9 protein-coding genes and 1 pseudogene are annotated in these 11,448 nt (G+C 56.7%); 8 read left to right on the top strand and 2 right to left on the bottom strand.

Annotated elements, in window-relative coordinates:
* The first annotated feature begins 13 nt into the window (after positions 1-13).
* The 6 genes and pseudogenes from D888_RS0100410 to cfa form a co-directional block, all read left to right on the top strand.
* The gene (locus D888_RS0100410) at positions 14-574 is read left to right on the top strand and encodes a chalcone isomerase family protein (protein WP_245554988.1); all 561 of its coding nucleotides are present in this window, start codon (positions 14-16) and stop codon (positions 572-574) included.
* 31 nt (positions 575-605) lie between these two features.
* On the top strand, positions 606-2,306 hold the full coding sequence (locus tag D888_RS0100405) for an acyl-CoA dehydrogenase family protein (RefSeq protein WP_020674537.1): 1,701 nt from the start codon (positions 606-608) through the stop codon (positions 2,304-2,306).
* A gap of 42 nt (positions 2,307-2,348) precedes the next feature.
* Positions 2,349-3,515 (top strand): 4Fe-4S dicluster domain-containing protein, encoded by a 1,167-nt coding sequence (locus D888_RS0100400; protein ID WP_020674536.1) that lies wholly within the window; start codon positions 2,349-2,351, stop codon positions 3,513-3,515.
* Between the two features lie 87 nt (positions 3,516-3,602).
* Entirely contained in the window at positions 3,603-3,878 is a 276-nt protein-coding gene (locus tag D888_RS0100395; protein WP_020674535.1) for a YciI family protein, read from the top strand.
* Positions 3,857-4,087: a 4Fe-4S dicluster domain-containing protein gene (locus D888_RS24705; RefSeq protein WP_083928734.1), complete on the top strand. Its 231-nt coding sequence runs from the start codon at positions 3,857-3,859 to the stop codon at positions 4,085-4,087. The genes D888_RS0100395 and D888_RS24705 overlap by 22 nt, the downstream gene beginning before the upstream one ends.
* A gap of 283 nt (positions 4,088-4,370) precedes the next feature.
* Positions 4,371-5,492 (top strand): annotated as a pseudogene (cfa, locus tag D888_RS0100390) (cyclopropane fatty acyl phospholipid synthase); the annotation flags it as partial.
* A 171-nt stretch (positions 5,493-5,663) separates the two neighbouring features.
* On the opposite strand, the gene D888_RS0100385 reads toward cfa, so the two are convergent.
* Together D888_RS0100385 and D888_RS0100380 are read right to left on the bottom strand one after the other, a co-directional pair.
* A complete protein-coding gene (locus D888_RS0100385; protein WP_026362143.1) occupies positions 5,664-8,399 on the bottom strand; it encodes a PKD domain-containing protein in 2,736 nt (911 codons plus the stop codon).
* 295 nt (positions 8,400-8,694) lie between these two features.
* Positions 8,695-9,549 carry an acyl-CoA thioesterase gene (locus D888_RS0100380; RefSeq protein ID WP_020674533.1) on the bottom strand — a complete coding sequence of 285 codons (855 nt, stop codon included), beginning with the start codon at positions 9,547-9,549 and terminating at the stop codon, positions 8,695-8,697.
* 252 nt (positions 9,550-9,801) lie between these two features.
* Here D888_RS0100380 and D888_RS20205 point away from each other — a divergent pair, with 252 nt between their 5' ends.
* Positions 9,802-11,094: a hypothetical protein gene (locus D888_RS20205; protein ID WP_020674532.1), complete on the top strand. Its 1,293-nt coding sequence runs from the start codon at positions 9,802-9,804 to the stop codon at positions 11,092-11,094.
* 107 nt (positions 11,095-11,201) lie between these two features.
* Positions 11,202-11,432 carry a class I SAM-dependent methyltransferase gene (locus D888_RS20200; protein ID WP_156826912.1) on the top strand — a complete coding sequence of 77 codons (231 nt, stop codon included), beginning with the start codon at positions 11,202-11,204 and terminating at the stop codon, positions 11,430-11,432.
* Positions 11,433-11,448 lie beyond the last annotated feature (16 nt).

The following is an 11,448-nucleotide window of genomic DNA, read 5'->3' as shown; positions in this document are numbered from 1 at the left end:
CACAGAGGAGCTCATGATGAAACGTATTCTGTTAACCCTGGTTTTTATTGGACTGCTGATTCAACCCGCTTTTGCCCTCGAAGTCGCCGGGGTCCAACTGCCCGAGAAGGTCGAGATCGGCGGACAGCAGCTACAACTTAACGGCTACGGTATCCGTAAAAAGTTCTTCTTCAAGATCTACGTCGGCTCGCTCTACACCGCGCAAAAAGCCACAACTACCGCTCAGGTCATCGATGGTACAGGGGGCAAACTGCTGCGCATGAACTTCCTCTACAGCAAGGTCGAAAAAGAAAAAATCGTTGGTGGCTTCGCCGAAGGGATCGAGAAGAACAGCCCCGAGCTGATTAAAGATCCGGCGGTTATACAATTTCTTGGCCTGTTTGATGCGGATTTCGTGAAGAAGGATCAGGTCGACCTGGCGATCACCGCCGACAACCAGGTCATTGTCAGCCATAACGGCCGACAACTCGGAACGATCCAGTCGGCCAATCTGGCCAAGGCGATCCTGCTGATCTACATCGGCAAAGAGCCCGCCGACGAAGATATGAAAGACGGCATGCTCGGGAAATATTGAACCCGCCCAGCTGAACAGCCCGGAGAAGTAAATGCTCTTATTCAACCCCCACAATTATCAGCGGGTACATGCTGACCTGCGTTCACGCGAGCTGGTCGAAAAGACCATCGCCTTCTTTGAAACCAAAGGCCTGAAGAGGATTAAGGAAGATGATCAGAGCATGGTCTGGTATGAGGACTTTCTGAACTTCATCCAGCAGGAAGAGGTCTTCGCCGACCTGCTCACCCCGGCGGCTTACGGCGGCGAAAACAGCCGCTGGGATATGTGGCGCATCAGCCATTTCAACGAGGTGCTGGCCTTTTACGGACTCTGCTACTGGTACGCCTGGCAGGTCAGCATTTTGGGCTTAGGCCCGATCTGGATGGGGGACAACGAAGCGTTGAAAACCCGGACGGCCAGGCTGTTGCGTGAAGGAGGCATCTTCGCCTTCGGGCTTTCGGAGCAGGCACACGGGGCCGACCTCTATTCATCCGAAATGCTGCTCGTGCCGCAGGCCGATGGCAGCTATCTGGCGCAGGGCAGAAAATACTATATCGGCAACGGTAACTGTGCGGCGCTGGTCTCGACCTTCGGCAAGATCGAGGGGAGCGGCGAATATGTGTTTTTCGTCGTCGCAAGCGATCACCCGGCCTACGAGTGCGTACAGAAAATCGACACCTCAGGAGTACGGCAGGCCTATGTCGCCGAGTACGCCCTGCACGATTACCCGATCACTGAGGCGGATATCCTGCTGCGCGGTGATGCGGCCTGGAACGCGGCGCTCAACACGGTCAACATCGGCAAGTACGAGCTGGGCTGCGCCTCGCTCGGCATCGCCACCCACTGCTTCTACGAAGCGCTCAACCATGCCGGCAATCGCCAGCTCTACAACATGAACGTCACCGATTTCCCGCATGTCAAGCGCCTCTTTGTTGAGACCTACGCGCGGCTGCACGCCATGAAGCTCTTCGCCATGCGCACCGCCGATTACCTGCGCGTAGCCAATGATGCCGACCGGCGCTATCTGCTCTTCAACCCGATCGTCAAGATGAAGGTTACCGGCGAGGGGGAGCTCTGCGTCGGCCTGCTGCACGAGGTGATCGCCGCCAAGGGGTTCGAGCAGCAGACCTGGTTCGAGATGGCGATCCGCGATATCGGCATGCTGCCGAAACTCGAAGGGACCACCCACGTCAACATGGCGCTGATCCTCAAGTTCATCCAGAACTACTTCTTCAACCCGGTCGATTTCCCCGCGGTGCCGCGTCAGGATCAGGCCGGCGATGATGGATATCTCTTCCGTCAGCAGACCGGCAAGCTGGCCAGCGTGCGCTTCCCCGACTGGCGCCTGGCGTTTAAAGGTGTGAAGCTGCCTAACGTGCAACTGTTTGTCACCCAGGCCGAACTCTTGCGGAAACTGTTGATCGCGGCGGCACCCAGCCGCGAACAGCGGGCCGACAGCGGCTATATGCTCGCTGCCGGGGAGCTCTTCACCCTCGTCCCCTATGCCCAGCTGATCCTCGAAAACGCCGCCGTCTATAGGCTTGAAGATCGGATGCTTGATCAGATCTTCGCCCTTTTAGTCCGCGACTTTGCTGGCTACGCCCTGCAGATGGTCACCGATCACGCCAACAGCAAAGAGCAGGAAGAACTGTTCCGCCAGATGTTGATAAAACCTTCGCGCGATGAGTCCGAGTTTGAACAACTCTGGCAAGAAGTGCTGGCGCTCAAGGATAGCTACCTGATGCCGGCATAAGACCACCGCTGAAAACCCATATCACCAGTAAAAGGCTTTCCCATGGGACACCACAGCACCAGCAAAAGCAGCATCGTGCCGCTGATCGACCGGCTCAACAAATACCCGATCGGGCTGGTCGACAACGACAAGCTGCGCCAGATTCTGGCGATCCTCTTCAGCGAGGAAGAGGCCTTCGTCGCCTCGCGCTTTCCGCTGCATGAGGCGACCCTCGCCGAACTGGCCAAGCGCACCGGCTATGCGGCCGAGCCCTTGGCCGCTCTGCTCGAAACCATGGCCAACAAGGGGCTGGTTATCGACATGCCGCACAAGGGGGTGGTCTACTACCTGCTTCTGCCGGGGTTGATCGGTTTCTTCGAGTTCACCTTCATGAAGCAGCGCGCTGATCTGCCGCTGGCCGAACTGGCCAGGCTGATGGGGGAATACCTCTATGAGGATCCGCAGAACGGTCAGGCCAGCGAGTTCTTCGGCAGCAAGACGCCCCTGACCCGCACGCTGGCCTACGAGGAAGCCATCCCGGTCAGCTCTCAGGTCACCAGCTATGAAGGCGCGCGCGAGATCATCCGCAAGTCGGGTGGCGGCGCGGTCGGCCTCTGCTACTGTCGCCACAAGAAGGAGCATCTCGACGAAAACTGCGTGAAGGGTGCGCCGATCGAGGGGATCTGCATCTCCCTCGGCAGCGCCGCAAAATTCATGGCACGCCGCGGCTTTGCCGAAGAGAAGACTGTCGATGAACTGCTGGCGGTGATCGACAGGGCGCGGGGATTCAACCTGACCCACATCACCGACAATATCCGCCACAAGCCGAGCTTCATCTGCAACTGCTGCTCCTGCTGCTGCGAACTGCTCGCCGGGGTGCAGGCCGGTTACACCGCAGGAATTGGAAAAACTGGTTTTCAAGTCGCGGTCGACCCACAAAAATGCACCAGTTGCAGTCTCTGCGCCAAGGCCTGCAACGTTAAGGCGCTTGAGATAAAGGTCAGCGGAAAATTACGTCACCTGAGCATCTCGGAAGCTTCCTGCCTCGGCTGCGGCGCGTGCATTTCAACCTGCCCCCAAGCTGCACTGCACATGGTGCCGGTGACCGAACCGCTCATTCCCAACAAGAAAAAAGAGCTGTTCAAACAGATATTAAAAGAGAAACACCGGATGACGCCCTTTGTGATCGACGGGGTCAGGCAGAGAGTGCGGAAGTTGCTGCCGAAATAATCCGACAAGTGGAAACCTTGACAAAGGTGCGGGTGGCATCGACAATCAGCGGATAAATTCTGACCCCATACCCGACGGAGAAAATTGATGCTGTTTCTTATCCACGCCTTCGACAAGCCCGACCATCTGCAAACCCGCATGGACAATCGTCCAGAACATGTCGCCTACCTCAAGAGTTTCGGCGAAAGACTGCAGGCCGCCGGTCCGACCCTGGATGCCGGCGAAAACATGAACGGGTCACTGGTCATTCTCGAGCTGGCCGATCTCGCCGAGGCCGAAGCCTTTGCGGCTAACGACCCCTACGCCAAGGCTGGTCTGTTCGAAAAGGTTATCATCCAGCCCTGGAAAAAGGTGCTGCCATAAACAGCGCGCCACCTTCCGAACTCAAGGTTCTCAACAATTGCACCGGCTGTGGCGGTTGCCTCGCGGCCTGCCCGGTCGGTGCCTTGACTTTAAACAGCGAACACCCGGGCGGCTGGGGGCGCAAGCTGGCCCAGGTTGATTCTCAGCGCTGCACTCTTTGTGGCGCCTGTCTGCCGGCCTGTCCGCGACAGAGTCTGGAACTGCCCTGACCTGCCTGGATCGAAACATACTGGTTATCAGACACAATTAGATCTTTCCCCATCTCACCCAGGCAAGAAATATCGCCGCCTTGCAAAAAAATCCACCTATCCATAAGTGGTGGGGTTATCACGCTGTTTTCCAAATTCCGTTGAGAGTTGAAATCCTCGCGCCAAACATTAGAATTGATACTCTGGTGGCGGGCAGAGGTATCAAGCTGAGGATCACCCGGATGACGCTCGGCGTTCACCTGGTCCGCAGAACGTAGGCTGGTCTTCAAGCAGAGAGGAGGGAACCATGACCACTAACAGCTTCCGCAAGCGGGTTGAATCCTTGCTGGCTCTCGCCAATATCCGGGTCGATGGGGATCAACCCTGGGACATTCAGGTTCACCAACCAAGCCTTTTCCATAGAGTCCTGGCCCAGGGAACCATCGGTGCCGGCGAAGCCTACATGGACGGCTGGTGGGATTGTCCCCGCCTCGACCAGTTTATTTGCCGATTCATGGCCGCCGAGCTCGATCGCAAATTTCGCGCCCCGGCGGTTGTGGTTGATATTCTGCAAGCCAAACTGAGTAACCGTCAGCGCGGCAGCCGGGCGTTCCAGATCGGCCCGGCTCACTACGATATCGGCAATGATCTCTACCGCCAGATGCTTGACTCCAGAATGATCTACAGTTGCGGCTACTGGCCAGAGGCCAGCACCCTGGAACAGGCCCAGGAAAATAAACTTGATCTGATCTGTCGCAAGCTCGGTCTGCAGGCGGGGATGCGCGTCCTGGATATCGGCTGCGGTTGGGGCGGAACGAGTAAGTATATTGCCGAGCGCTATGACGTCGAAGTCGTCGGCTGTACCGTCTCGGCCGAACAGGCCCATCTGGCACAGGAGCAATGCCAGAACCTGCCGGTGAAGATTCTGTTACAGGATTACGGAGCAATCAGCGGATCGTTTGACCGGATTCTGTCTATCGGCATGTTCGAGCACGTCGGCTATAAAAACTACCGCAAATACATGACAACTGTCGCCCGGATGCTCAAGGAAGACGGGCTCTTTCTGCTGCAAACCATCGGCAGCAACAAATCGGTCATCATCGTCGACCCCTGGATTGAACGCTACATCTTCCCCAAAGGCCTGCTCCCCTCGGCAAAACAGATTACCACCGCCAGCGAAGGGACATTCATAATCGAAGACTGGCATAACTTCGGCGTCGACTACGACAAAACGCTCATGGCCTGGCATGAAAACTTTGTCGCCGCCTGGCCCGAGCTCAAGCAATCTTACGACCAGCGCTTTTATCGGATGTGGTGCTACTACCTGCTCTGCAGCGCCGGAACTTTCCGCGCCCGGAAAAACCAGCTCTGGCAGATTGTTTTTTCTAAAAACGGGGTTCCGGGAGGCTATCGGGCGCCACGTTAAGTGCGCTGAGGAGAGGAAAGTCAAGTCCACCGTCGTCAGCATAAACCAGCAGAAGACTTGACCTCTTTGGTTTTGAGTACACTTCGAACAGGTTAAAGCTTCAAGGGCGTCAGCTTGACCGCTGGCGCCCTTGAACAATTTCAGTGAATTATTGACTCTGACGAGAATGCGCTAAAGCGGCGCGGCATATTCGTCCCAGCCCATATCAATAATCACGCTGCTGTCATTGTTGCCATCCAGGATACGCAGATCACCATCCGGATCGGTTGCTGGCAGATCCGGTGCGCTGTTGTCACCGGCATCAACGGCCGGCGAGCTGGAGTGCAGATGATAGTTCCCGCTGGCGGGTGCGACAAAGAGAGGAGCCAGCGAGAGGTTGCCATTGAGACCGGTCTGGGCGGTACAAAATCCGCCATAGGCCAGGCCGCCCTGGGTGTAGATGTTGTTGAAATCGAAGAGCGGCGGGTTCAGGTCGTTGAAATCACCGCAGTAGACGGCGGTCTGGCCGCTTTTGCCGATTATAAGATTATTGACCAGGCGCGTCTGGACGTCATAGCCGTCGGCATAGATTCCTGACCCCTGCAGACTGTCATTATCCGCGATTGTATTATTGACCAGCAGAGGACCTCGGTTTCCCGAGGGCACGAGCCAATGGATACCACCGCCGCTCCCGGCGGTATTGCCGAATATCAGGTTCTGAACAATCAACGCGTCCGAAAAATTCACTAGTTCTATCCCGCCGCCGCTGGCGCTCTGGTTGCCGCTGATGATGTTACCCCTGATGATAGGAGTACCGGCGGCAAAGAGAGAAATTCCGCCGCCACTGCTGCCGGTGGAATTATTGCTTATAGTATTCTCCAGAATTTGCGCGGCGGCGCTGCCTCGAAGACTGATCCCTCCACCGCCAATGCCGCCGCTGCACCCGGCCTGAACGTTGTCCGAGATCCTGTTCCCCTGAATGAGAGGTGAACCGAAGCCGATGGCGATTCCGGAACCGGTGCAGGCCTGATTCATGGTGATGATGTTGTTGGTCAGGGTCGGTGAAGCGCTCTGGATGCTGACCCCGCCACCTTCGTCACTGGCTCTGCCATTGCGGATGGTGAAGCCACTAAGAATCGAAGAAGCACCTTCGCCGGTGATAAAGCTAACCACCGGACCAGCCAGGTTGCCATCGATGATAGTCACGGCCGGACCGCTCAGACTCTCAACCCTGATCGCCTTGCCCTTAAAATCGATGGTCCCATAATAGGTTCCCGGCGCGACCTGGATTGTCTCACCATCGGTGGCACTGTCGATGAGCAGCTGAATTGCTGACACTGACGGCGAGGCCCGCACCACCACGCTGTCCACCGCACTGCTCAGCAGCCCGTCATTAACAACCAGATTCAGGGTATAGAGACCATCCAGATCAGCGGTAAAGCTGGGATTTACGGCGGTGGGATCCGAGAGCAGGGCACTGCTGCCGGACGGAACTGAGGCGAAGCTCCAGCTGTAGCTCAAAGGGCTGGTCTCGGCGTCAGTGCTTGCGCTTCCATCAAGACTGACCAAACTCCCGGTCGTAACATTCTGGTCGGATCCGGCGTTAGCGACCGGGGCGTAATTTGACGTTGCCGCCGTGACTGTGACCATGTCCGCTGTGCTGGTCATAGTCGCGTCGCTGACGACGAGACTTAACATGTAGCTGCCGTCGTAATCAGCTGTGAACCTGGGATTAACCAGGGTTGGATTAATCAGGAGTGCCGAACTGCCGAACGGTTTGGAGACCAAGCTCCAGCTGTAGGTCAGGGCGCCACCTTCGGGATCGCTGCTGCCGCTGCCATCGAGAACCACCTGTGTGCCTGTTTCAACGTTCAGATCCAGACCGGCATCGGCGAGGGGGGCAGCATTGATACTGCTCCAATGCAACAGGCCTGAGTTCCAGTCGAAGGTTCCGTCACCATTGGTATCGGTCGAGACCTCATAAGCGTTGGAGGCAATGGCCCGCAGGGAGGTTTTGCTCAAATTCGCCCCGCTGAGCAGTAACTCTCCACTCGAAGGGCCGAGGGCGGTCGGGTCTTCAACGAAAGACGAACTGCTGGCAAGATCAACATAACCTAGATCTGGCTGAAAATAGCGGCCTGACTGATATTGCGTCTCGGTCTGGTTAACCCCGACCGTTGTGAGGATAATGTAGTTCTCAATTCGGCAAATCTTGCCCGAAGCATCATCCCGCAGAAGATAGTTCAGGGTTGAGGTCTCGACTGGCAAGGCATAGCTGAACGCCATAGTTCCGCTGATAGTTGCGGATTGATCGGTGTTGGAGAGCGTCAGCAGCTTGAACGAAATCGTCATCTGCTGAGGCTCCAGAGTCACCAGATCAACCCTGCCTGAAAGACTGAGATTCCCTGCAGCCGTGATCCCCTCTTCGCAGTAGTTGGCATAGTTCAGGCTTCCATTAAAGATTCCGTTCGTCGTCTCCACATTGAGGGTCAGGACTGCGCTGCCACCACAGGGGCCGAGGATGGTATTTGTGGCCGTCTGGATGCTGAGGGGGGTCGCGGCTGTCTGGCTGGTGAAGGTTATTTTGTCTGCCAGGCGGCGAATCTGCTCGCCATACTGCAGTAACCCGGATTGCCGGGGAACTCTGCCGTTGGTGAGAGCCTGGAGGCTCGCACCCGGCAAGGAAAGACTGGCCATATCTGGTCCACCATTGTAGGCCCCCAGCGCCATCTCAATAGCGTTGACGCTGGTAAGACTGGCCTGAGTGGGGCGACCGGTATAAACCAGATCGTTTCCAACCCCTCCGCCGCCACCGCCACCGCAGCCCGACAGCACCAGGATAAAGAGTGTCAGCCACAACCTGAAATACGCCTTGAGAGCACGTTTCAAAACGCTTCCTGCCTGAAAACTGCCTTTACCTCCAATCATATAAAACCCCCTTCCTTTACGTTAAAAAACCGCGGTTGCAAAAGATATATTTTCCATGTCCCTGTCGCCAAAGGCCCTGGATTTTCCGCGTTCCACAACCCGGAGATCGGGCTTTTCGGGACGTCATTCGTCTCGCTTCTGCTTCACTTATAGCACCTGCGAACCTGAAGACATGATGCCGTTTTCAGCAGGAAGAAAAAGAGCGCGGCTAAGCAGCAGAAAACATATTACCCCACATTGGTATTTTCGGATGAGCTCCGTCAGTCTGGCTTGTCTTCACCTCTTAGCGCGACAATCAGTGCTGACGAATCATCCCCTCCTGAGCCACAGAGGCCACCAACTTCCCCTCGCGCGTGAAGAGATTTCCCCGGCTGAACCCACGGCCATGGCCCATGTTCGGGCTGTCCATGGCATAGAGCAGCCAGTCGTCGAGGCGGAAATCGCGATGAAACCACATGGCGTGATCAAGGCTGGCGGCGCGGATTGTGCCCTGCGAAAAGGTCAATCCGTGCGGCAGCAAGGCGGTGGCGAGCAGCGAATAATCGGAGGTGTAAGCTAACAAAACCTTGTGCAGCGCGGGCTCGTCGGGCAGGGCAGCGACGGCGCGGATCCAGATATCCCGACAGGGGGGAGCCGGTTCAGGGTGCAACAGATCAGTCGGGCGGACGGGACGAAACTCGATGGGTCGTTGCCAGGTTAAAAATCGCTCCAATTTATCAGGGATCTCCGCCAGAGACTGCCGACCCAGTTCGGTCAGATTCAGCAGACCTTCGGGGCCGGGCACCTCAGGCATTACACACTGATGTTCGAGGCCCGCTTCGGCGACTTTAAAGGAGGCCGCCATATTAAAGATCGGCTGCCCGTTCTGTATAGCCACCACCCTGCGGGTCGTATAACTTCTGCCGTCGCGAATCCGGTCTACCTCATAAACCACCGGCTGGGTCTTATCGCCGGGCCGCAGAAAGTAGGCGTGCAGCGAATGCGCATCGCGCCCCTCGATCGTCCGGCTCGCCGCAGACAGGGCCTGCCCCAAAACCTGACCGCCGTAAACGTTGGGACTGCCGATATCCTGGCTCTGACCACGAAACAGGTTCTCTTCGAGGCGCTCAAGGCTCAGGTGCTGAAGTAAGGCCTGCACAATATCCTGCATAATGCTTATCCCTTAAAATTGCTGAACTTTCAATTCCACGCCACCTGGTTAACAACTTGATAGAGAATTCTCCGCCTGGTAGCCACCATTGCTTCAATTTAGCCAGGCCGACAAGTTATCACGCTCCAAAACCATCAACCAAGCAATGGTTTTGGTTGTGAAGGAATGTATAGACCCGCACCGCAGCAAATAGACAAGCAGCGGCCGATAGCATAGATTAATGATATATGCGTTACACCCCTGTGAGGGCTTATGTCACGACTCTATAGTTTTGTATTGCTGCTGTTTCTTTGTGCCTGCGGTGGCGGCGGGGGTAATTCTTCGGACATCGGGCCGGGCGGATCAAATCCGGATCTGTCGGATGTTTCGCCCTACACCCAGGCAAGTCCTTACCTCAATGTCCTGAAGGACTGTGCCACCGCGGCCCACCTGACCAGTCTGTGCAGCATGGAGACCCTGCCGCTGGTCGGTCAGGAGTTGCCTGCTCCGACGGTCGCCGATTTGATGGGTCGGGTACTGGTCTCCCACCCCTGGATGGGGGAGCGGCTTGAACTCGTCCTGAATCAGCTTCCGCCTGATCTGCTGACCCTGTTCAAAGGAGTGACCGCTATCGTCATCGATGCCGATATCCGCCCCTCCTTCTACTCGCCCAATACTGCCGCCATCTACCTTGATCCCGCCAATCTCTGGCTGACTAACGAAGAGAAGGCGACGATCACCAAGAACGCCGATTTTCGCCAGGACTTCGGTTCTGAACTGCAGTTTGTAACCCTCTGGCGCTATGTCAAGAGTGACGCCTACGCCTACAACTTCTACCCTCTGGACGGGACAGAGACGCGTCAGCTCGATGACATTATCTATCCGTTTTCCCGCGTGCTTTACCATGAGCTGGCTCACGCCAATGATTTTCTGCCACCGGCAACCCAAACAATTCTCGACCGCCATCTGACCCCCTACGCCGCATCAGTTGCCATCGAGAACCAGAGTCTGCCAGGGCACCTAAATAGCATCACAGTTTTGAGTGCCCAGCTGTTTCTCGACCTGGCCAAGGTGCTCTTTCTGGGCGTACCAGCCAGCGCAGAGCAGCAAAGCCTGAGCGCTGCCCAATTGGGCCCGGACTTCGCTGTCGATGTCGCCAATGACATATACGGCTATTCTACCAAACATGAAGACATCGCCATGCTGTTTGAAGAAGTCATGATGAAATATCATTTCGACCTCGACCGGGACATCGCCTTTACTGACCGGCCGCTTACGCCTGAGCCCGCCTGCGACGACTACAGCGTTCAATGGGGGGTCAGAAACCGGCTGGGCGAGCCGAGGGTCAGGCTCCGGGCTGAGCAGGTGGTCGCCAACCTGCTGCCGGATACCGACCTGTCGGCTTTTTTCTCCAGCGTTCCATCCCCGACCCAAATGACCAACAACCAGGGCTGGTGTCAGAACCTGAGCCTCTCGACACTGGTGCCACAGGGAGTAAGCGCAGCGGCTCTCCCGATCAGCGCGCCTTCGGCCGATCAGTTTAAAGGCGATCTGCTTGTGCCTTAATTGCTGAGTTAATCGGATCCGCAGCCCAGGACAAGATCTACGCGCAACCGCAGGAGAAAATTCCGCCTTTTGCATTCAGTCGCCAGGTGGTTGAGGTGTTCGACGACATGCTCGGCCGTTCGGTCCCGCTGTATCGTGAAGGTGTCTGTCGTCAGGCGCAGCTGGCGGCACGCAGCTACCAGTCCGGCACGCGGATCTACGACCTCGACTGCTCCAACGGCAATCTTCCCATGGCGCTCTGCGCCGAGATGGACGACCAGGATTTCGAGCTGATCGCTGTCGACAGTTCGGCGCCGATGCTTGAGACCTTTGCCCAGCGCCTGGCCAGCCATATGTGAGGGTCTTTCGCCAAGA

The organism is Geopsychrobacter electrodiphilus DSM 16401, from assembly GCF_000384395.1.
GTDB lineage: Bacteria > Desulfobacterota > Desulfuromonadia > Desulfuromonadales > Geopsychrobacteraceae > Geopsychrobacter > Geopsychrobacter electrodiphilus.
This window is presented reverse-complemented; position numbering and strand designations above follow the sequence as displayed.

Bases quoted from the DNA above. Each gene is read 5' to 3' on its own strand.
- D888_RS20200 (WP_156826912.1), top strand. From the start codon at position 11,202: ATGCTCGGCCGTTCGGTCCCGCTGTATCGTGAAGGTGTCTGTCGTCAG.
- D888_RS0100410 (WP_245554988.1), top strand. From the start codon at position 14: ATGATGAAACGTATTCTGTTAACCCTGGTTTTTATTGGACTGCTGATT.
- D888_RS0100405 (WP_020674537.1), top strand. From the start codon at position 606: ATGCTCTTATTCAACCCCCACAATTATCAGCGGGTACATGCTGACCTG.
- D888_RS0100380 (WP_020674533.1), bottom strand. From the start codon at position 9,549: ATGCAGGATATTGTGCAGGCCTTACTTCAGCACCTGAGCCTTGAGCGC.
- D888_RS20205 (WP_020674532.1), top strand. From the start codon at position 9,802: ATGTCACGACTCTATAGTTTTGTATTGCTGCTGTTTCTTTGTGCCTGC.
- D888_RS0100400 (WP_020674536.1), top strand. From the start codon at position 2,349: ATGGGACACCACAGCACCAGCAAAAGCAGCATCGTGCCGCTGATCGAC.
- D888_RS0100395 (WP_020674535.1), top strand. From the start codon at position 3,603: ATGCTGTTTCTTATCCACGCCTTCGACAAGCCCGACCATCTGCAAACC.
- D888_RS0100385 (WP_026362143.1), bottom strand. From the start codon at position 8,399: ATGATTGGAGGTAAAGGCAGTTTTCAGGCAGGAAGCGTTTTGAAACGT.